The 19530-nt window shown below is 62.5% G+C and carries 20 protein-coding genes; 5 read left to right on the top strand and 15 right to left on the bottom strand.

Features of this window, described 5'->3' with window-relative positions:
- On the top strand, positions 1-750 hold a 750-nt coding region (locus tag EP867_RS19865), incomplete at its 5' end, for a hypothetical protein (protein ID WP_164888895.1).
- Positions 747-1409: an SDR family NAD(P)-dependent oxidoreductase gene (locus tag EP867_RS15185; protein WP_128490332.1), complete on the top strand. Its 663-nt coding sequence runs from the start codon at positions 747-749 to the stop codon at positions 1407-1409. The genes EP867_RS19865 and EP867_RS15185, both read left to right, overlap by 4 nt.
- 109 nt (positions 1410-1518) lie before the next feature.
- Here EP867_RS15185 and EP867_RS15180 read toward each other — a convergent pair whose 3' ends face one another.
- From EP867_RS15180 to EP867_RS15165, 4 genes are all read right to left on the bottom strand, one after another.
- Positions 1519-2430: a TniQ family protein gene (locus EP867_RS15180; protein WP_164888894.1), complete on the bottom strand. Its 912-nt coding sequence runs from the start codon at positions 2428-2430 to the stop codon at positions 1519-1521.
- A gap of 175 nt (positions 2431-2605) precedes the next feature.
- Complete coding sequence (locus EP867_RS15175; RefSeq protein ID WP_128490330.1) at positions 2606-3700, bottom strand: NADH:flavin oxidoreductase/NADH oxidase; 1095 nt, start codon at positions 3698-3700, stop codon at positions 2606-2608.
- A 104-nt stretch (positions 3701-3804) separates the two neighbouring features.
- The gene (locus EP867_RS15170; RefSeq protein WP_128490329.1) at positions 3805-4032 is read right to left on the bottom strand and encodes a hypothetical protein; all 228 of its coding nucleotides are present in this window, start codon (positions 4030-4032) and stop codon (positions 3805-3807) included.
- 514 nt (positions 4033-4546) lie between these two features.
- Positions 4547-4741, bottom strand: coding sequence for a helix-turn-helix domain-containing protein (locus EP867_RS15165; protein WP_174722339.1), 195 nt, complete (start codon positions 4739-4741; stop codon positions 4547-4549).
- Between the two features lie 120 nt (positions 4742-4861).
- On the opposite strand from EP867_RS15165, the gene EP867_RS15160 reads away from it, so the two are divergent.
- Positions 4862-5473, top strand: coding sequence for a flavin reductase family protein (locus tag EP867_RS15160; RefSeq protein ID WP_128490328.1), 612 nt, complete (start codon positions 4862-4864; stop codon positions 5471-5473).
- A 32-nt stretch (positions 5474-5505) separates the two neighbouring features.
- Here EP867_RS15160 and EP867_RS15155 read toward each other — a convergent pair whose 3' ends face one another.
- From EP867_RS15155 to EP867_RS15120, 8 genes are all read right to left on the bottom strand, one after another.
- On the bottom strand, positions 5506-7302 hold the full coding sequence (locus tag EP867_RS15155; protein ID WP_128490327.1) for an FUSC family protein: 1797 nt from the start codon (positions 7300-7302) through the stop codon (positions 5506-5508).
- Positions 7303-7554: 252 nt separating this feature from the next.
- A complete protein-coding gene (locus tag EP867_RS15150) occupies positions 7555-8028 on the bottom strand; it encodes a MarR family winged helix-turn-helix transcriptional regulator (protein WP_128490326.1) in 474 nt (157 codons plus the stop codon).
- A 101-nt stretch (positions 8029-8129) separates the two neighbouring features.
- Entirely contained in the window at positions 8130-9137 is a 1008-nt protein-coding gene (locus EP867_RS15145) for a branched-chain amino acid ABC transporter permease (RefSeq protein WP_128490325.1), read from the bottom strand.
- 1 nt (position 9138) lies between these two features.
- Positions 9139-10026, bottom strand: coding sequence for a branched-chain amino acid ABC transporter permease (locus EP867_RS15140; RefSeq protein WP_128490324.1), 888 nt, complete (start codon positions 10024-10026; stop codon positions 9139-9141).
- A 1-nt stretch (position 10027) separates the two neighbouring features.
- Positions 10028-10732 (bottom strand): ABC transporter ATP-binding protein, encoded by a 705-nt coding sequence (locus EP867_RS15135; RefSeq protein ID WP_128490323.1) that lies wholly within the window; start codon positions 10730-10732, stop codon positions 10028-10030.
- Positions 10729-11505: an ABC transporter ATP-binding protein gene (locus tag EP867_RS15130; protein ID WP_128490322.1), complete on the bottom strand. Its 777-nt coding sequence runs from the start codon at positions 11503-11505 to the stop codon at positions 10729-10731. The genes EP867_RS15135 and EP867_RS15130 overlap by 4 nt, the downstream gene beginning before the upstream one ends.
- Positions 11506-11604: 99 nt before the next feature.
- Positions 11605-12804, bottom strand: a complete 1200-nt coding sequence (locus EP867_RS15125; protein ID WP_128490321.1) for an ABC transporter substrate-binding protein — start codon at positions 12802-12804, stop codon at positions 11605-11607.
- A 415-nt stretch (positions 12805-13219) separates the two neighbouring features.
- Positions 13220-13603 (bottom strand): YbaN family protein, encoded by a 384-nt coding sequence (locus EP867_RS15120; protein ID WP_128490320.1) that lies wholly within the window; start codon positions 13601-13603, stop codon positions 13220-13222.
- A 193-nt stretch (positions 13604-13796) separates the two neighbouring features.
- Here EP867_RS15120 and hglS point away from each other — a divergent pair, with 193 nt between their 5' ends.
- The gene (hglS, locus tag EP867_RS15115) at positions 13797-15164 is read left to right on the top strand and encodes a 2-oxoadipate dioxygenase/decarboxylase HglS (RefSeq protein WP_128490319.1); all 1368 of its coding nucleotides are present in this window, start codon (positions 13797-13799) and stop codon (positions 15162-15164) included.
- Between the two features lie 40 nt (positions 15165-15204).
- Here the strand turns inward: hglS and EP867_RS15110 are convergent, their stop codons facing one another.
- The 3 genes from EP867_RS15110 to pcaF form a co-directional block, all read right to left on the bottom strand.
- On the bottom strand, positions 15205-15948 hold the full coding sequence (locus EP867_RS15110) for an SDR family NAD(P)-dependent oxidoreductase (RefSeq protein ID WP_128490318.1): 744 nt from the start codon (positions 15946-15948) through the stop codon (positions 15205-15207).
- A gap of 78 nt (positions 15949-16026) precedes the next feature.
- Entirely contained in the window at positions 16027-16803 is a 777-nt protein-coding gene (locus EP867_RS15105) for an SDR family oxidoreductase (RefSeq protein WP_128490317.1), read from the bottom strand.
- Between the two features lie 421 nt (positions 16804-17224).
- On the bottom strand, positions 17225-18424 hold the full coding sequence (pcaF, locus tag EP867_RS15100) for a 3-oxoadipyl-CoA thiolase (RefSeq protein ID WP_128490316.1): 1200 nt from the start codon (positions 18422-18424) through the stop codon (positions 17225-17227).
- Positions 18425-18568: 144 nt separating this feature from the next.
- On the opposite strand from pcaF, the gene EP867_RS15095 reads away from it, so the two are divergent.
- Positions 18569-19339, top strand: coding sequence for an IclR family transcriptional regulator domain-containing protein (locus EP867_RS15095; protein ID WP_128490315.1), 771 nt, complete (start codon positions 18569-18571; stop codon positions 19337-19339).
- The last annotated feature ends 191 nt before the right edge of the window (positions 19340-19530 follow it).

Raw genomic sequence — 19530 nt, 5'->3', positions numbered from 1 at the left:
GCATTCAGAGCAATTCCCGACGAGCACGCAGCGCTTGGATGCTCCCCGATTCTGCGGGGTGCGAGTCTCATTCTGGGATACGCGGCAGAGCACCGCGGGATTGAGCTGACGCAGACCAAGGCCTTCAAGCGCAGTTTTGTTGCCTGGGCGCTGTCGGAATTTGACTGGCCGCGGGAAAGACAAGATCAGCCCTATGCCTTGGGGCGTGCCTTGAACGAGCACGACTTCCCGCCGCTGCAGATGCTGCACTACCTTCTGATCTCGGCCCGCCTCGCGCGTCACAGCAAGGGGCGCTTCCTGATCACGAGGAAAGGGACAGATCTGCTGGGCAAGCCCGGCGCCCTCTTCGACGCGATTGTCCCGATGTTCGTCCTCAAGATCGACCACGCGGGGTGCTCACGGTTCGGGGAAGGTGTTGCGGGTAATTGGGACATCTGGCTGAACGTCATGAACCAGATCCTTGATCTGGAGCCGACTGAAGAGCGCGTGTTTTCAGCCTTCTACGGGCCGATCGATGCGGGATCGCGCGACAGGTGGCGAGAGCTCTTCAACTTCCGCCAATCCGTTCTTGAACCGCTGGAGTGGGCGGGACTTGTCCAGTTCCGCCCGGTTGCGAACAGCTCGCGCGCACAACGTGTCTGTCGCAAGACAGCTTTGTGGGGAGAGGCGCTGGTTCTGGATGCTATCGACACTGGCTGGGGAGGCGTTGCTATCCCTGCGGACGCACTGAGTAAGGGGCAGGGGCTTTGAATACGAAAAACAGAGTTGCCATCGTGACCGGTGGCCTGTCCGGGATTGGGAAAGCCATTGCAGAGCGCTTCCTGCAGGACGAAATGTGCGTCTGCATTGGTGCGCGGCGTGCCGATGAGCCGGGCCTGAGTGCAGCTCTCAAAGAGCAATGGGGAGACAAGCTGTGGGTCTCAGCGCTTGATGTTGCAGACAGCGCCAGCGTTGAAGGTTTCGTCGCTCGCGCGACAAAGGTCTTCGGCAAGATCGACATTCTGGCGAACGCTGCTGGTATCTATCGAGAAGAGCAGGTGGCGGGTCATAGCGATCAGCTCTGGGACGATACGCTGAATATCAATCTCAGCGGCTCATTCCGGATGATCCGTGCGGTCATGCCAGGCATGATCGCTCAGAAGTGGGGGCGTATCGTCAATATTGCCTCGATGGCTGCTCACACGGGCATGGCGGGCAATGCCGCCTATTGCGCCTCAAAGGCGGGGCTTCTTGGGCTGGGGCGTTGTGTGGCTTTGGAGGGCGCCCCTCATGGCATCACCTGCAACAGCATCAGTCCGACCTGGGTGGAAACCGAGATGCTGCGAAGCTTCATGAACTCCGCCGCCGATTGCGATCAGGCCAGGACGAGCCCATCGTCGACCGGAAAATCGTCATTCCGAAGAGCCTGAGGTTGCGAGTCGTGTAGTGTGAGACCCCCTGCGATTTTCGCCTTAAAGCGTGGCCCTGCCTCCAAATTTTATCCGGCGTGATCCATACACTGCTGCTTCACGAGATCCATCAGCTCACAGTGCCGGCTAACGCCTGAACCTCCTCGAAAGTCGCAAAGATTTCTGCGGCCAGCGGATCGGTCGGGGCAAGTGTTTGCCGGTTGCGCATCCATGACCAGAGCGCACCCATTGGATTGCCATGGTTTCGTGCCTGGCCGAAGGTCTGAATTTTCTTACCAAAGCCGGCGAAAAGCGCAGGGCGCAGCGCTGCTTTATCAAGGCATAACAGGGTGTAGCCGGCATTCAGAGCGCGTTGCCGATCCCTAAATTCCAGATCCTGCCATCTGTCCCTTATTCCCAGCCCCAAGGTGGCACCGATCACACCCACGGCATCAACGGCGGCAGGCAACGACATGGCGGCTGTCCAGCCGCGTCCTGACCGCGTTGAAATCTCTCCGCAGAGCCAGGTGTGGAACAGATCCTCCGCGCGCGTTCCTTCCTGGCGCTTCGGGCGAGTAACTGCATTCAGAGCAATCTCCTCACGCCAGTCATCGCCTGGCACATCAATCCGGGTCAGCTCGCAGCCGTGCCGGCTGCAGTGCTGAGATGTCGTCAGCCGCCATTCCCAGCGTTCGCGCAGGTGAAACCCGGGCGGGCCGCCTTTGGCGTCCTGCCGCAGGCAGCGCAGGCAAATATGCCTCTCATCAAGAGGCCGCAGGATATGGGTCAGTGCATGGGGACCAATCCGCTGGCCGCCAGTGCGGGTGAGCGACAGCAGATTGCGGTGGATCAGGGCAGGGCTCTCGCCCGTGATGTCGCCCAGGCGGAAGATATCGTCGCGTTCGCCGAAGCGCAGGCCTTCGTAATTGATCCCGAGTTGACGACAGAGATCATCGACCGAAGCGGGCCCGTGGAAGGCCGTCAGACGCTCGATCCAGGAACGGACGGTTTCGTCTTCGAACAGAGGCAGGCGTGGGGACAAGGCCATTTTTCACCAGGAGTCGCGCCTGACATCACAGCTTCAGGCACCATGATGTAACGCCAACGGTCCCTGACACAAGCAATCTGACGGGAAAAATGCAGCTCAGTTTCAGGCCGGGTCGCCCACGGTTTGTATCTCGCTGCCAGCCCGATCAAAGCTGGCAGCGAGGTGTTTATCAGTAGCGTTCCAGCCAATGCGCGTAAGGCGCGGGCAGGGTGGCCCATGACGGGCGCTCGACCTGCAGGGCACGGGCGGCCTCATAGGCCCAGTGCGGGTTGGCGAGATGAGCCTTGCCGACCATCACGACATCCAGCTCGGCATTGCGCACGGCGGCTTCGGCAACATCGGGGTATCCAAAGCCCCAGGCGCTGGCGACCGGCAGGCCGGCCTCGTCGCGGATGCGCTTCGCGATCGGTCCCATGAAGCCCTTGGTTGCCCAGGGGATCTGCGCCTGCGGGGTCGAGAAGCCGATGCTGACGCTCATGAAATCAAGGCCGTCGTCCTTGAACAGGCGGGTCAGGGTGACGGCCTCTTCCATATCCTCATCGATGCTGCCGTTGAACTCGGTCACACCGAAGCGCATGGTCAGCGGGAATTTCTCGGGCCAGACCCGGCGCACGGCAGCCAGCGTCTCGCGCAGGAACCGGCTGCGGTTCTCGAAGCTGCCGCCGTAGGCGTCGGTGCGCTGGTTGGCATCCTTAGAGAAGAAGCTCTGCGCCAGATATCCATGGGCGAAATGCAGCTCCAGCCATTCAAACCCGGCATCGAGCGCCCGGCGCGCCGCGGCGACGAAGTCGGCCTTCACGCGGGCGATGTCGTCCAGCTCCATCGCGCGCGGGGTGCGGGGCAGGTTGCCGCCGAACGCGATGGCCGAAGGCGCGATGGTTTCCAAATAGCGCGGGTCATTGGTGGCGATGTGGTCGTCGCCCTCCCAGGGGCGGTTGGCGTTGGCCTTGCGACCGGCATGGGCGATCTGAATGCCCGGCACAGAGCCATGCGCCTTGATGGCCTGAACCATCGGCACGAAGCCTTGGGCCAGCTCATCGCTCCAGATGCCGAGGCAGTTCGGGGTGATCCGGCCCTCAGGGGCGACGGCCGTGGCCTCAACGATCACAAGGCCCGCACCGCCACGCGCCTGCGAGGCGTAGTTTTGCAGATGCCAGTCGGCCACCTGACCGTCAGTGGCGGAATACTGACACATCGGCGGCACCGCGATACGGTTGCGCAGGGTCACGGATTTGAGGGTAAAGGGTTCGAACAGAACGGACATAAGACTTCCTATAGAGGGGATAGTCCTGATGTAGCCCCGATGGTCAGGATCGCAACCACGCGCCGATCAAAGAACAGGTGAGGCGCAGGGTGCCCAGCCTGGGTTCAGGATCTGCGGACCATAAAGCCGCCGATCAGCAGCATCACAGCGAATGCCATGACGGTCAGATAGATGACACCTTCTTCGAAAAAGAGATGTCGGAAGTAGAGCTCAATCAAGTCTGAGCGACACCCCGTGGTGTTCATCCCGCAGCCGAGGCCTATGAGGTAAACATAGGCGAAAGTGGCGAGGCCACCGACAATCAGCCCGACGATAATCAGAAACAGACCCATGACCGTCCTCCCAAGATCAGCATCGATAAGACATGGCGGTCTGCGCAAGAAAAAACTGTCCGCTGGCGGTGAGTGCTGTCCTGGCAACCACGTTGCTACCGATCCTGGAGATCCGGGGACCGCGGTTGCGGTGCCTCAGAGGAGAGCTCTGAGGATCGAGCCGCTGGCCGCACACACCGTTTGGGTCTCAGCTAAGGCCCAACGCGGCTTTGAGATAGCCCGAATGTAAGGGTAAAAAGCTCGAACCTGGCATCCTGCAGACGAGACAGTCCTGATGGTGAGATCAGCCTGTGATGCTCATGATAGCGCCTGTATCGAACTCAGAGCAGTGCCGATGAATGGCTGCGCCGGGACAAGCTCTCAGAATGGGGATACCGGCACACTGAAAGAGCTCAGATGACATTGCAGAGCTGCGCTGAGAGCGTTTGCTAACTCATTGAATTTTATGAGCCTGGCAAAATATCGATATCATTTTGGCAATTTAGCTCATCATCTGGCAAAATAGCACTTTGTTTTACACCTGACCAAACTCGGTCAGCTCGGTGCCCTGGCGGGAGCGGTGAAAGAGCTGATGGCCGAGAATATCCTCCAGCCGCACAATCTGCTTTGACAGTGTCGGCTGGGTGATGCCCAGGACCTCAGCGGCCGTGCGGTAATTGCCGAACTCGCCGAGCGTGGCGAAGGCGCGCATCAGATCAATTCGGGACATGTCGGACCATTGGCTGCATCTGCCCCATATCGCAGGGCCGGGGGGCCGGCGTCCAGTGCGGCAAATCGGTTGCGGGATCGCGCCCCGGCGCTAATCTGGCCGAAAGAGGAGAGAGCGGCGATGTTTTACGACTTCAGCGGCCCGGCGGCGGCGCTTGGCTATGGCATCCTGGCCAATACGGTGACGCCCCGGCCCATTGCCTGGATCACCAGTTGCGATGAGACCGGGCGGGTCAATGCCGCACCCTACAGCTTTTTCAACGCCATGGGGGGCAGCCCGCCGACGCTTGCCGTTGGCTTTCTGGCCGGCGTCAATGACTGGAAAGACAGCGCCCGCAATATCCGCGAGCGGGGTGAATTCGTCGTGCACCTGGTCTCGCAGGATCTGGCGGCGGTGATGAACCAGACCTCTGCCGCCTATCCGCCCGAGGTCTCAGAGGCTGAGGTGCTGGGGATTGATCTGCTGCCTTCTGCGCGGATCGACATCCCGCGCATCGCGGCGGCCCGGGTCGCCTTTGAATGCCGCCTGGTTCAGTTCGTCGAGACCGGGCCGTTCCAGGGGACGGCGGTGGCCGAAGTTCTGGGCGCACATATTTCCGATGCGGCGATCACCAATCCCGCGCGCGGCCATATCGACCGCGAGGCGCTGGAGCTGATCGCGCGGCTTGACGGACGCAGCCGCTATGCGCGGGATTTCGACGTTTTTGACATGCCGCGCCCGGAGGGCGGCTGATTGACGCGAAGGGTTGATAATCCGGATTATGTTTATTCTTGTGTGACACGCAACAACGCGGGCACCAGCGGGCGCAGAAGCGGACGCAACTCCTCAGGGGCGTGATCGGCGATGTGGCGCAGGCCATGCAGCGCGGTTGCCGGGGCTGTGCTTAACATCTCGAGCCGGCGCAGAGCGGTGCGGGCGGCGCGCCCCTCGCGGCCGGGCGCCTCTTTCAGGCTCTGCAGTCGGGTGATGCCGTTTTGCAAAACCAGCATGGCGCGGGCGCGGTGCAGAAGGCCCGGATCTCCCGGCGTGACCTTCTGCGCGAAGGCCGCCGCCGGCAGCGCGCGCAGCAATAGGCGGCTGCGGCTGCGCGGTGCATAATCGCCGCCGCTTTCGCTGGCCGCCAGCGACGACAGATCCGCCAGCATCGCAAGGCGCAGATGCTCAAGCCGCCGGACCGGGCCTGCGGGCCAGATCAGCGCAAAGAGCCCCCAGGCCAGCACCGGGGCCGAAACCACAGCGAGCCCCTTGGCCAGCGCGGCCAAAGGATCGGCCACAAAGGGGATCTGCGGCTGCGAGAGCAGCAGGAAAACCATGTGAAAATCCATGGCCGCAATCACCGTACGGCGGTGCGCGCTCAGGAAGGGTCCGAGCAGCAGAAAGGGCACCATCATGGCGATCTGACCGGCTGCGGTGCTGACCAGCGGCCAGAGCAGCATCTGGCAGATCAGCATTGCGCAGACCCCGATCACCTGACCAAGCAGCACATGGCGCATGACCAGCACCGGCGTTTCAAAGGAGGAGAAGATCGAGATCATCACCGACAGCCCGAGGAGCATCCAGGCCCCCGGTGCCCAGCCCGAGAGCGCCCAGGCCAGACCAAAAAGCAGGATGGCGCCAAAGGCCCGCAACCCGGCCTCTCGTGCGCCAGCCGGATCGCTGTGCTGCGGGACCGGCAGGGGGGCATCGGCGGCGGCCTCGAGCACGTGAAGCGAGAGGCGCAGATCGTCCAGCCCCGGATGGCCCTGGCAGAGCAGCTTCGCCGCCTCATCGCGGCCGCGCTCCAGGTGATCGGCAATCCGGTGCAGATCGCGGCGCGGGGCCGGCGGCGCGGCATCGCCCTCCAGCACCATGGCGGTCCCGGCCAGCACCAGGCGGCGCGCGGCACGCAGAGCCTGGCGGCCCGCCGGGGATCCGGCCCCATGTGCATCGAGGCTTTCATCGAGAGCGGCCAGTTTTGCCAGCAGCACCTGCGCCTCTGCATCCGGAAGCGGGCCCCCGGCGCGGGCGCGCAGAATGCGGGCAACATGGCGGCGCACCCTGCCCTGCAGGCCGTCCGAGGCCCGCCCCGGCGCGAAAGCCTGGGCAATCAGCGTACCCACCAGCACCCCCAAAAGCACCGTCGCCAGCCGGTCCGCCCCCAGCGACAGAACCTGCTCGGGTCGCCCCACGTCGATCAGCGCAACCAGCGAGGCGGAATAGCCCGCCAGCGCCACACCATAGGCCGGAATGCCCCGCCACAGGCTGGCCCCCCAGGTGCAAAGCCCGATCCAGAGCGCAAGCGCCGTGACCATCAGGCTGATCTCGATCTGGCTCAGCAGAACCAGAAGGATCCCAACCCCGGTCCCGACCAGCGTACCAAGGAAGCGAAAGGCGCTTTTCTCAAAGACCTGACCGCGCAAGGGCTGCGCCGCAGCCCAGACCGACATGCCCGCCCACTGGGGATGTTCCAGCCCCAGAAAATGGGCCAGAAACAAGGCGATGCAGCAGCCGATGGCCGTGCGAAACCCCATACTCAGCCGGGCCGGATCAAATCCAAGAGCGCTCAGAGGGGGTTTCAGCATGACATATCCTTCTTCGCCCGCATCCGGTGACGCGGCCGCCTGCGACTCACGGCAGGACTGAGAACAGGTCAGTTAGATGATTTATCATCTTTATGGAAGGTGAGGATTTCGAACATCCTGAAGATTTCATCCCAGTATATCGCGCATAATCACGATGAGGGGCGCAATGAGGATAGAAAGCCGCAGGCCTCGAAAATTCCGGGTTTCTGCACCTGAAGATAAAAACTGATATATCAGTCTTTTTGATGTCAGTTAGCCGGAAGAATTTTCTGCATCGCCTGCCTCGGCGGGAAGATCTTCGATCCCTGCCCGGATCTGCGTCAGCCATTCCAGCATCACCTGCAGTTCGGCATCAGAGCGGTTGCGCAACAGATGACGGTCAATCGGCAGCACAAGATTGAGGATCCGCTCGGCCATGGCGCGCCCCTCGCCGGTCATCGAGACAATGCGGCTGCGGGCATCCTGCGGATCGGGATCGCGCTGCGTCAGCCCGGCGGCCTCCATCTCACGCAGCAGCCGCACCAGCCCCGAGCGCTCAAGCCCCATGCGATCCGCCAGCACCGACTGCGGCACCCCGTCACCTGAGCGGTTGAGATTGTCGAGCACCGCCCATTGCCCGTCCGAGATCCCAAGCGTCACCGCATGGCGCGTCAGCGCGCGCCGCCAGATCCGGGCCACAGCGAACAGTTCACGCCCGAAACGCGAGCGGATTTCTTCTTCGGACATCAGCTTCCCCGGATCAGCGGTGGTTTCCCTCGGACGTAACGGAAAACGGGCGCGGAGGAAATCTCCCGCGCCCGCTTAAGCGTCGTTCACAGGGCAGGGCCTCAGGTTTCGGTGCGATAGCCGAGTTTCTGACCCAGTTTTGAGGCGTAGAACTCGCCGATCAGGCCGCGGCGGAAGATCAGCACGCAGACCATGAAGACCAGACCCGTCAGGATGGTGACCGGGAAGCTCGAGGTGGCGAGGTAGTTCTGCAACGTCACCACGATTCCCGCGCCGAAGAACGGCCCCGTCAGCGTCGCGATCCCGCCCAGCAGCGTCATCAGAACCACCTCACCCGACATCTGCCAGGAGACATCCGTCAGCGTTGCCGACTGAAAGACAAGCGATTTCAGGCCGCCCGCCAGCCCCGCAAGAGCGGCCGACATCACAAAGGCGCCGAGCTTGTAGCTGATCACCGAATAGCCCAGCGAAATCGCGCGGTTCTCATTCTCGCGGATCGATTTCAGGATCATCCCGAAGGGCGAGTTCACAAAGCGCCAGATCACCAGCAGCCCGAGCATCACCACGGCAAAGACGAAGTAATACATATTCATCGTCGGCGCGAGGTCGATCACCCCGAAGAGATGGCCGCGCGGCACCGACTGGATGCCGTCCTCGCCATGGGTGAAGGGCGACTGCAGGCAGAAGAAGAAAAACATCTGTGAGAGCGCGAGCGTGATCATGGTGAAGTAAATGCCGGTGCGGCGCAGTGCGATCATGCCGATCACCAGCCCGATCAGGGCGGCGCCGGCCATGCCGGTCAGCAGCGCCAGCTCAGGCGTGAAGCCCCAGACCTTGGCGCTGTGCGCGGTGAAATAGGCCGCGCCCCCGAAAAAGGCCGCATGGCCAAAGGACAACAGCCCCGTATAGCCCAGCAGCAGGTTGAAGGCTGAGGCAAAGAGCGCAAAGCACATCAGCTTCATCACAAAGACCGGATAGGCAAACCAGGGCGCAAAGATCAGCCCCAGGATCAGCAGCCCGATAATCACCAGCCGGATGGTCGGCGCTTTGGGATGCAGCGCGACCACGCCCTCATCGGGGCCTGCCGAATGAGCAGCTCCATGTGACATGTTACACATCCTTCCCAAAAAGACCCGCCGGGCGCAGGATCAGAACGATCGCCATGATGACGAAGATCACGATATTGGACGCCTCGGGGTAGAAGACCTTGGTCAGCCCCTCTGCGATGCCGAGAAGATAACCGGTCACAATCGCGCCCATGATCGAGCCCATGCCGCCGACCACGACCACAGCAAAGACCACGATGATGATCTGCGTGCCCATCAGCGGCGAGACCTGGTAAACCGGCGCCGCCAGCACCCCGGCCACTGCCGCAAGGCCCGCGCCAAGCGCATAGGTCAGCGTCAGCAGCAGCGGCACGTTGATGCCGAAGTTCTGCACCAGCACCGGATTTTCCGTGGCCGCCCGAAGGGTTGCGCCAAGGCGGGTCTTCTCAATCAAAGCCCAGACCGCCAGACAGATCACCAGCGAGGCGACAACCACCCAGCCGCGATAGATCGGCAGCACCATGAAGCCAAGGTTCACCACCCCCGTCAGGGCCGCAGGGGCCGGATAGGGTTTGCCCGAAGCGCCGAAGAAATAGCGGAAGGTCCCCTCAATCACGAGAGCCAGGCCGAAGGTGAAGAGCAGCCCGTAAAGGTGATCAAGCTTGTAGAGCCGCGCCAGCATGGTGCGCTCGACAAAGGCCGCGACGATCCCGACGATCAGCGGCGAAAGCGCCAGCGCCACCCAATAGCTGACGCCGCCGGACTGCAGCAGCAGCAGGGCCGCAAAAGCCCCCAGCATATATTGCGCCCCATGGGCAAAGTTGATGACCCGCAACAGACCAAAAATCACCGCCAGCCCCAGCGAGAGCAGCGCGTAGAACGAGCCGTTGATCAGCCCCAGCAGCAGCTGCCCCATGAAGGCCTGGATCGGAATGCCAAAAATCATCGTCATCTCAGACCCCCAGCTCGCGGTTCAGCATGCCCATCTGAGCTGCCAGTTCACTGACGGGGAATTCAGCGGTCATCTGCCCGTGATCCATCAGATAGAAGCGGTCCGCCACCTGGGCGGCAAAGCGGAAGTTCTGCTCAACCAGCACCACGGTCATGCCGCGTTTTTTCAGCGCGACCAGCACTTCGCCGATGCGCTGGATGATCACCGGGGCCAGCCCCTCGGTCGGCTCATCCAGCAGAATGCAGCGCGCCCCGGTGCGCAGGATGCGCGCCATGGCCAGCATCTGCTGCTCCCCGCCAGAGAGTTTGGTGCCCGGGGAATTGCGGCGCTCTTCGAGGTTGGGGAAAAGATCATAGATCTCGCGCAGGGGCATGCCGCCTTCGGCCACCACCGGCGGCAGCATCAGGTTTTCCTCGACTGAGAGGGTGGCGAAAATCCCGCGCTCTTCGGGCACGAAGCCAAGCCCGGTATGGGCCACGCGGTGCAGCGGCGTGGTCATCAGATCATGGCCTGCAAAGGTGATCTCACCGGTGCGTTTGCGCAGATTGCCCATGATGGTGCGCAGGGTGGTGGTTTTTCCCATCCCGTTGCGCCCGAGAATACAGATCATCTCGCCTTCGGAGACATGCATATTGACGCCATGCAGCACATGGCTTTCGCCATACCAGGCTTCGACGTTTTTCAATTCCAGCAGGGGTTTGCTCATGCTTCGACCCCCATATAAGCGGTGCGCACGCGGGCATCCTGTGAAACGGTTGCGTAATCGCCCTCGGCGATGATTTCGCCGCGCTGAAGCACGGTGACGTGGTGGCAGATATCGGCCACGACGCTGAGGTTATGCTCGACCATCAGCACCGCGCGGGTTTTGGCGACATTGCGGATGATGTCGGCCACCATGGCCACATCTTCACGCCCCATGCCCGCCATCGGCTCATCCAGAAGCAGCACTTTCGGGTCGAGCGCGAGGGTGGTCGCAATCTCAAGCACCCGCTTGCGGCCATAGGAGAGATCCGCCGCCCGCCGGTCGCGCCAGGGCGAGAGGCCCAGTTCGGCAATCAGCTCATCCGCGCGCGGGTCCAGCGTCTGCAGCGAGGAAAGTGACTTCCAGAACTGCGTGGCCAGCCCGTTGGGCCGCTGCAGCGCGACGCGCAGGTTTTCCAGCACCGTCAGATGCGGAAAAACGGCGGAAATCTGAAACGATCGCACCATGCCCATACGGGCGACGCGGTCGGGCTTCATATTGGTGATATCCTGCCCCAGCAGCGTGATCTCACCGCGTGTCGGTTGCAAAAATTTCGTTAAAAGATTGAAAACGGTCGTTTTTCCAGCGCCGTTCGGTCCGATCAGAGCATGGATCTGCGCATGATGCAGATCGATATTCACATTATTCACCGCCGTGAAGCCTGCGAAATCTTTGCCCAGTCCCCGCGCGGAAAGCACCACGCGCGTCCCGTCAGCCTGGGGGGTGGCGTATGTCATTTCAGTCCCCGTCCCTGAAGTTTCTCATTGGGTCCCGCCTGCGCCGGACCAGTGGGAGAGGCCGGCAGAAGCGGCCTCTCCGGATCTTCGGATTTTCGCTCAGTTGGCGGGCGTGCAGCCCGAAGCTTCCATGCTCAGGAAGGCCGTCTCGCCGGGGATGGTGGCTTTGACGGTATAGTAATCCCAGGGCGTGTCGCTCTCACCGGGCTTTTTCACTTCCATCAGATAGACATCGGTGATCATGCGCCCGTTGGGCAGCACTTTGCCGTTGCGGGCAAAGACATCGCTGACCGGCAGCTCATGCAGTTTCTTCGCCACGGCCTCGGTCTCATCGGTGCCTGCGGCTTCAATCGCTTTCAGATAGGAGAGCACGGCCGAATAAGTTCCGGCGTGGATCATATTCGGCATGGCGCCGGTGCGCTCAAAGAAGCGCTTGCCGAACTCACGGCTTTCGTCGTCACGGTTCCAGTAGAAGCTTTCCACCAGGTTCAGACCCTGCGCCGCTTCCAGCCCGATGCCATTAACCTCAGCCAAGGTGAAGAGAAGCGCTGCGATCTTCTGGCCGGCCGCGGTGATGCCGAATTCAGCCGCCTGTTTGATGGCGTTTTGCGTGTCCATACCGGCGTTCGCCATGCCGACGACCTTCGCACCCGAGGCCTGAGCCTGAAGCAGGAAGGAGGAGTAATCCGTGGTCGCCAGCGGGTGACGCACGGAGCCCAGCACCTTACCGCCGTTTTCATTGACGAATTTGCTGGTCTGCTCTTCCAGCGAATAGCCGAAGGCGTAATCGGCGGTCAGGAAATACCAGCTGTCGCCGCCTTCCTGCACAAGCGCGCCACCCACACCGGTCGCCAGCGCATGGGTATCATAGGCCCAGTGGAAGCCATAGGGCGAGCACTGTGCGCCGGTCAGCTCGGTGGTGGCGGCCCCGGTGTTGATGGTGATCTTTTTGGCCTCTTTCGAGAGCGCCTGGACCGCCAGACCAACCGAGGAAGAGGTCAGCTCCATGATCGCATCGACGCCCTCGGTGTCATACCATTTGCGCGCGATGGACGAGGCAATATCGGCTTTGTTCTGGTGGTCAGCGGTGACCACTTCCACCGGCACGCCCAGCACTTTGCCACCGAAATCTTCGGCTGCCATACGGGCGGCTTCATAAGAGAATTTGCCGCCGAAGTCCGCATAAACGCCCGACTGGTCGTTCAGGATGCCGATCTTCACGCTGCCATTGCTGGCCTCAGCGAAGGCAGCACCGGACAGAGCCAGAAGTGCGGTGGTCGAAATCAGAAAATGACGCATGGATCGAATTCCCTCCCGAGGTCTTCAAACATTCCCCCTCCGGCTCTGCGGCCTGGATCAGGGTACAGATTATCGCTCCCGAAACCGTCAGGCCCGGGATGGTCGTCTCAAGTCTAAAGTCTGTCAGCCTGGACCGGACAAAGCGCCCGATCGCAGGGTCGTCTCCTCACTCCCGCACCACAGGCCGGGGGCCTGCGGGCGGTTTCGCCCTCCTCTTGGGCAACGGGTGATGATTATCACAGGCGGCCTTTGTTCAAAGTAAAATCTCAAACATGAACGTACCGTCACTTTCACAAAATGCTGTGTGCGGGCCGAAAAAAGGCGGGAGGTGCCATGGATTTGCATGGAAAGGCTGACCTGCCCCGGCAGGACACAGCGTTGCTGCAGGATCAGACAGCAGCATAGGGTGCCGGACTCACTCCGGCCGCGTCAGAATATAAAGCGCTGAAAGCACCACGGGCAGGGCTACCAGAAACGCCGTCCCCAAAGCGGGGCGCAGCGCGATCAGAAATCCCGCATAGCCGATCGTCATGCCGAGCAGCGCGGCAATTTTGGCTCTGCGCGGCACCGCACCCCGCTGCCGCCAGGCGCGAAGCGGCGGGCCGAGGGTCGGGTGGTTCAAAAGCCAGGCCTCAAGCCGGGGGGAAGAGCGGCCGAAGAACCAGGCCGCAAGGATCAGAAAGACCGTGGTCGGCATCACCGGCAGCACCGCGCCAATGACCCCGAGCGCAAGCATCAGACAGCCAAGGCAAAACCAGGCAAAACGCAAAGGCGGCGGAGTGCGGGGTGGCTCGCTCATCACAGGCAGTCTCTCAGCGGCCGAAGCACCGCAGCCCCTCTATATCAGCCTCACCCGGCCGCTGCGCATAAAAAGCGTATCACCCGGCGCGGAAGGCGATGCGCCTGGCTCATAACCACAGTTGCAATCGGAATTTGCCTTTACTTATCCAAAGGATCACTCTGCATGCCGGACTTGAGACCCAGGAATCGAAATGCCCCTCTCTTTCGTGACGACCGACGACATCCGCACGCGTTTTTCCCGCGCCATGTCGGATATGTATCAAACCGAAGTGCCGCAATATGGCACCCTGCTTGAGATCGTGGCGCAGACCAATGCGGACGCCATGGCCGCTGATCCGCTGCTGAAGGCGCGACTCGAGGGGGCCGGAGAGATCGAACGGCTCAACCTTGAGCGTCACGGCGCGATCCGGCTTGGCACCGCGCAGGAGCTTGCCACCATGGCGCGGGTTTTTGGCGTGATGGGTATGCAGCCGGTCGGCTATTATGACCTGTCCGTTGCGGGCATCCCGGTCCATTCCACGGCCTTTCGCCCGGTCGATGATGCGGCGCTGGCTGCAAACCCCTTTCGGGTCTTCACCTCGCTGCTGCGTCTGGAGCTGATCAAAGACGAAGATCTGCGCGAAGAGGCCCGCGCGATCCTGGCAGCGCGTGACATTTTTACGCCGCGTCTGCGGGAACTGCTGGATCTTTATGAAACCTCGGGCGGTTTTGACAGCGCACAGGCAGATGAATTTGTGGCCGAAGCGCTTGAGACCTTCCGCTGGCATGAGGCGGCCCCGGTCTCGCTTCAGACCTATCAGCGCATGCATGACGCCCATCGTCTGATCGCCGATGTGGTCTGCTTCCGCGGTCCGCATATCAACCACCTCACCCCGCGCACGTTGGATATCGACCGCACGCAGGACCTGATGCCTGCCCATGGCATCGCGCCCAAAGACACCATCGAAGGGCCGCCGAACCGTCGGGTGATGATCCTTCTGCGTCAGACCAGCTTCAAGGCCCTCGAAGAAAAGATCCGCTTTGCCGCCGGAGAGGGCGCGGAAGCAGCCGGCACCCATACCGCCCGCTTTGGCGAGATTGAACAGCGCGGTGTGGCGCTGACCCCGAAGGGGCGTGCGCTTTACGACCGCCTGCTCAGCGAAGTGATGTCGCGCACCCGCAAGGTCTCGGCAGCCGAATATAACCGCGTGCTGAATGAAGTTTTCGCGGCCTTCCCCGATGATGAGGCGACGCTTTTTACCGAAGACCTCGCCTATTTCCGCTATGTCGTCACGCCCGGCGCAGACCGCGCCGCAGGACGTGGCATGGACCTCGCGGCTCTGCTCGAGGCAGGTCTCGTGACGCTGGAGCCGATTGTCTATGAAGATTTCCTGCCGGTTTCGGCTGCGGGGATTTTCCAGTCAAACCTCGGCGAAGGCGGCGAGCGCGATTACGGCGACGAAAATGCTGCTGAGCGCGAGTTCATTGCCGCGCTCGGTGCCGAGCCGCTTGATCCCTTCGAGATGTATGACGCGGCCCGCCAGCGCTCGATCCGCGAGGCGCTCGCAGCCTTCGCCTGAGGGCGCCGGTGCCCCGGCCCGCTGAGGCCGGGGCACGCGCTTACCAGAGCGCGCCTGCGTTGATCTGATAATCCGCCATGGTGATCGCGCGCGCCTCTTCGGAGGCAAGGAAGGCGGCGAGCGCGGCCACCTCGCCTGGCTGCACCAGAGCGCCCTGGGGGTTGGTCGCCGCATAATCGGCCCGAACCTCTGCTGCGCTGCGCCCGCTGCGCGCGACATCAGCGGCCATAAAGCCCTGCAGCATCTCAGTTTCTACCCACGTCGGGCTGATGCTGTTGCAGGTGATGCCATGCGCCGCCCCCTCAAGCGCCGTGCAGCGCCCAAGGCCCAGAAGTCCCGCCTTGGAGGCACAATAGGCGGCATTCCCGGCCATGCCCTGATGCGCGGCCACAGAGGCGATATTGATGATCCGCCCATAGCCCTGGGCCTGCATCACCGGGAAAACCGCGCGGATCATGCGAAAGCTGCCGCTGAGATTGACCTCAAGGGTGCGCGACCACATCGCCTCGCTGTGCCCGATCAGCGCGGCTTCTTCGTAGATCCCGGCGGCATTGACCAAGACATCGATCCGGCCATGCTCCGCGAGGACCGCATCTGTGAAAGCGGCCACGCTGTCAGGTGCAGTCACATCCAGCCTGCCGCCTGTGATGGTGGCGGATAAAGCCCCGCCCCGGCGCGAGCCGGTGATGACGCGAAAGCCAGCCCGGTCCAGCCGTTCCGCAATCGCGCGGCCAATGCCGCTGAGGCCCCCGGTTACCACCGCCACCCGCCTGATCTCTGCCATGATACCCCTCCGGTCTTTTGACGCCTTATGGCCTGACAAAGGGAAAGCGGACAGCGCCAAAAGCGGGCAAGGACTGGATCAGGCCTCAGGCATCGCGCCGGGGTTGGCAAAAACAAGGCCCCCGTCCACCGCAATGACCGAGCCCACAACGTAATCGCCCCCCGCAGACGCCAGATAAATCGCCGCCGCCGCGATGTCCTGTGCCTGCCCCACACGCCCGGCGGGGATCGAGGCGGCAATCGCGTCTTCGCGGTCGCGGGCGGCGCGGTTCATGTCGCTTGGAAAGGCCCCCGGGGCGATGGCATTGACCACGATCCCTTGGCGGATCAGTTCGGCCGCAAGACGGCGGGTCAGATGCTGCAGCCCGGCCTTGGACGCCTGATAGGCATAGGTATCCCAGGGGTTTACCCAAATCCCGTCGATCGAGCCGATATTGATGACCTTGGCCTTTCCCCCCCGCGCCGAAGCCCTGCGCAGCGCCGGAAGAAAGGCCTGGGTCATGAAGAAGGGCGCTTTAAGGTTCACCGCCATAACCCGGTCCCAGCTGCGCTCATCCACCTCGGCCAGAGGCGCGCCCCAGGCCACGCCCGCGTTATTGACCAGAATATCCAGATGCGGCTCGCGCTGCGCAAAGCGTTCCGCCAGACCGGCGATCCCGGCGTGACTGCTGACATCGGCCTGCAAAGCGATCAGGCCCTTCGGGTCAGATGCTGTTTCATCCGCTTTGCGCGAGGCGATATAGACCCGCGCCCCCTGGGCGGCGAGGCCCTCTGCGATCATCCGCCCGATGCCCCGCGTGCCCCCGGTGACCAGCGCCACCCGGCCCTTCAGCGAAAACAGACCCTCTGCGCTCATCCGCTCTCTCCCGACGATGGCTGATGCAGAAGGCTAAGGGGCACCCGGCCGATGGTGCAAGACTGACGCAGGGGCGCGGGGGGCCAGAATCGACGGCGGCCTCAGTTCGCGCATTTTCCGCAGTGCGAAATATAACTGTGACGTTAGGACAACATGTCGCAGGCCCGGAGCCGGAATCTCCGGAGCTTTAACAAATTGTTATAATTCCCCTTTGACAGCCGGGGCTTTGGTGACTGTAGTCAGTTTTGACGCTGCAACTGCGGGGAGGCAGGCGCGGCACAGCTTCGGGGGCAATACTCTGCGGGTAACACCCCTTCGCTCACGCGGACAGCGGATGCGCCCCCGAAGCTTCAGAAATTCTTCATCAGATGAAAAAACGGGCAGCCATTGGCTGCCCGTTGTTATTTTCAGGCGGTCGCGATCAGACGCGTTCAAGCGCGACGGCGATGCCCTGACCCACGCCGATGCACATGGTCGAGAGCGAACGCCTGCCACCATTAAGTTGCAGCTCCAGAGCCGCAGTGCCGGTGATACGCGCGCCCGACATGCCGAGCGGGTGACCGAGAGCGATCGCGCCGCCGTTCGGGTTCACACGGGCATCATCATCGGCAATGCCCAGTTCGCGCAGCGTGGCCACGCCCTGAGCGGCGAAGGCTTCGTTCAGCTCGATCACGTCGAAGTCTTTTTCCGTCAGACCCAGACGCGCCATGAGCTTCGCCGAAGCCGGAGCCGGGCCGATGCCCATGATGCGCGGCGGAACACCCGCGGTCGCGCCACCCAGAACGCGGGCGATCGGGGTCAGGCCGTATTTCTTCGCAGCCTCTGCCGAAGCCAGGATCAGCGCGGCCGCACCATCGTTCACGCCCGAGGCGTTACCGGCGGTCACCGAGCCGTTTGCAAAGAGCGGCTTCAGCTTTGCCAGCGTCTCGATGGTGGTTGCGCGCGGATGCTCATCCTTGTCGACCACGATCGCATCGCCTTTGCGCTGCGGGATGGTGACCGAAGTGATCTCTTTCGCCAGACGGCCATTGGCCTGGGCCGCTGCCGCTTTGTTTTGCGAAGACAGCGCCATCAGATCCTGCGCCTCGCGCGAGATGTTGTAGTCATCCGCCACGTTCTGGCCGGTCAGCGGCATGGCATCGACGCCATATTGCGCTTTCATCAGCGGGTTCACGAAACGCCAGCCGATGGTGGTGTCGTGGATTTCCGCATGACGCGAGAAGGCGGTCTCAGCCTTGGGCATGACGAAAGGCGCACGGCTCATCGATTCGACGCCGCCTGCGATCATCAGCTCTGCTTCACCCGAGCGGATCGCACGGGCGGCCATGATCACCGCATCCATCCCCGAGCCGCACAGACGGTTCACGGTGGTGCCGGTCACACCGATCGGCAGGCCTGCCAGCAGCGAGGACATGCGCGCCACGTTGCGGTTGTCTTCGCCCGCCTGGTTGGCGCAGCCGAAGATCACGTCATCAACGGCTTCCCAGTCCACATTGGCGTTGCGCGCCATCAGCGCTTTCAGCGGTACCGCGCCCAGATCATCGGCACGCACCGAGGAGAGCGAGCCCCCGAAACGCCCGATCGGGGTCCGGATATAATCACAGATGAAAACTTCGGTCATGGATCGCCTCCACTCAGATCTCAATCGTTGCCCTGAGCCCTGCCCCGGACAGTCAGGGGTTAGGCCCGAAGGGCTCTGGCGTAAATGGCTGGCTTGCTTTAGGGGAGATTTGTTCGCTATGCGCACAAATTCCGAGGTGCAGATATGAAGATCGCTGACAGGGACATGATGGGGGGCCTGAGCAAGGGGCTGCGCGTTATTGAGACCTTCAGCGCCGCGCGCCCGCGCCAGACGATTGCCGAAGTGGCCGAAGGGGCAGGTCTGGACCGCGCCACAGCGCGGCGCTGCCTTCTGACACTGGCGCATCAGGGCTATGCGACCTGGGACGGCAAATTCTTCACCCTGACGCCCAGGGTTCTGCGCCTTGGCACCGGGGCTCTGGCCGCCATGCCATTGCCGCAGATCGTGCAGCCCATGCTGGACCGTCTGTCAGAGGGCATCGGCGAAAGCAGTTCAGTCGCCATCCTGGACGGGCCCGAGATTGTCTATATTGCCCGGGCCGCGCAGACGAAAATCATGTCCGTCGGCCTGATGCCCGGCTCTCGGCTGCCAGCCTTCTGTTCCTCGCTTGGTCGGGTGCTGCTGGCGGCCCTGCCCCCGGATGAGGCCCGCGCCCTTCTGGAAAGCCAGCCCCGGCTGCCGCTGACGGAAAAGACGCTGACCGGTCTGGCCGAGATTGAGGCTGAACTGGCCCGCGTGCGTCTTCAGGGCTTTGCGCTGATTGACCAGGAGATTGAGATGGGGCTGCGCTCGGTCGCGGTGCCTTTGCAGGACAGCTATGGCCGGGTGGTGGCTGCGCTGAACACCGGGGTCTCCGTTTCCCGGGCCAGTGCCGATGCGCTTTGCGATGAATTCCTGCCGCGCCTGCGCGCCCTGGCGCTGGAGTTGCGCCCACTGCTGCGTCGCGGCAGCTGACGGCGAAAACCGGCCGATTCGGTCAAATTTTACCTTTTCGCCCCGCTGGAGCTGCAACTTCAGCAGGATCATTCCACGCAGGGAGAGAATCCTCCCCAAAAGACGACCAAATCTGACGTGTTTTTTCTCTTGCTAAAAACGAGTGATGGGGTCGAGATTTAACCCACGTGCCGCCCATTCGGGCTGCCGGA

This window comes from Falsigemmobacter intermedius, assembly GCF_004054105.1.
GTDB classification, from domain to species: Bacteria; Pseudomonadota; Alphaproteobacteria; order Rhodobacterales; family Rhodobacteraceae; genus Wagnerdoeblera; species Wagnerdoeblera intermedia.
This window is presented reverse-complemented; position numbering and strand designations above follow the sequence as displayed.

What these genes read in the sequence shown, in the direction of transcription:
- hglS (WP_128490319.1), top strand. Translation starts at nt 13,797, where the DNA reads ATGCCCCTCTCTTTCGTGACGACCGACGACATCCGCACGCGTTTTTCC.
- EP867_RS15135 (WP_128490323.1), bottom strand. Translation starts at nt 10,732, where the DNA reads ATGAGCAAACCCCTGCTGGAATTGAAAAACGTCGAAGCCTGGTATGGC.
- EP867_RS15140 (WP_128490324.1), bottom strand. Translation starts at nt 10,026, where the DNA reads ATGACGATGATTTTTGGCATTCCGATCCAGGCCTTCATGGGGCAGCTG.
- EP867_RS15175 (WP_128490330.1), bottom strand. Translation starts at nt 3,700, where the DNA reads ATGTCCGTTCTGTTCGAACCCTTTACCCTCAAATCCGTGACCCTGCGC.
- pcaF (WP_128490316.1), bottom strand. Translation starts at nt 18,424, where the DNA reads ATGACCGAAGTTTTCATCTGTGATTATATCCGGACCCCGATCGGGCGT.
- EP867_RS15165 (WP_174722339.1), bottom strand. Translation starts at nt 4,741, where the DNA reads ATGTCCCGAATTGATCTGATGCGCGCCTTCGCCACGCTCGGCGAGTTC.
- EP867_RS15095 (WP_128490315.1), top strand. Translation starts at nt 18,569, where the DNA reads ATGAAGATCGCTGACAGGGACATGATGGGGGGCCTGAGCAAGGGGCTG.
- EP867_RS15120 (WP_128490320.1), bottom strand. Translation starts at nt 13,603, where the DNA reads ATGAGCGAGCCACCCCGCACTCCGCCGCCTTTGCGTTTTGCCTGGTTT.
- EP867_RS15105 (WP_128490317.1), bottom strand. Translation starts at nt 16,803, where the DNA reads ATGAGCGCAGAGGGTCTGTTTTCGCTGAAGGGCCGGGTGGCGCTGGTC.
- EP867_RS15170 (WP_128490329.1), bottom strand. Translation starts at nt 4,032, where the DNA reads ATGGGTCTGTTTCTGATTATCGTCGGGCTGATTGTCGGTGGCCTCGCC.
- EP867_RS15145 (WP_128490325.1), bottom strand. Translation starts at nt 9,137, where the DNA reads ATGTCACATGGAGCTGCTCATTCGGCAGGCCCCGATGAGGGCGTGGTC.
- EP867_RS15160 (WP_128490328.1), top strand. Translation starts at nt 4,862, where the DNA reads ATGTTTTACGACTTCAGCGGCCCGGCGGCGGCGCTTGGCTATGGCATC.
- EP867_RS15150 (WP_128490326.1), bottom strand. Translation starts at nt 8,028, where the DNA reads ATGTCCGAAGAAGAAATCCGCTCGCGTTTCGGGCGTGAACTGTTCGCT.
- EP867_RS15130 (WP_128490322.1), bottom strand. Translation starts at nt 11,505, where the DNA reads ATGACATACGCCACCCCCCAGGCTGACGGGACGCGCGTGGTGCTTTCC.
- EP867_RS15110 (WP_128490318.1), bottom strand. Translation starts at nt 15,948, where the DNA reads ATGGCAGAGATCAGGCGGGTGGCGGTGGTAACCGGGGGCCTCAGCGGC.
- EP867_RS15155 (WP_128490327.1), bottom strand. Translation starts at nt 7,302, where the DNA reads ATGCTGAAACCCCCTCTGAGCGCTCTTGGATTTGATCCGGCCCGGCTG.
- EP867_RS15125 (WP_128490321.1), bottom strand. Translation starts at nt 12,804, where the DNA reads ATGCGTCATTTTCTGATTTCGACCACCGCACTTCTGGCTCTGTCCGGT.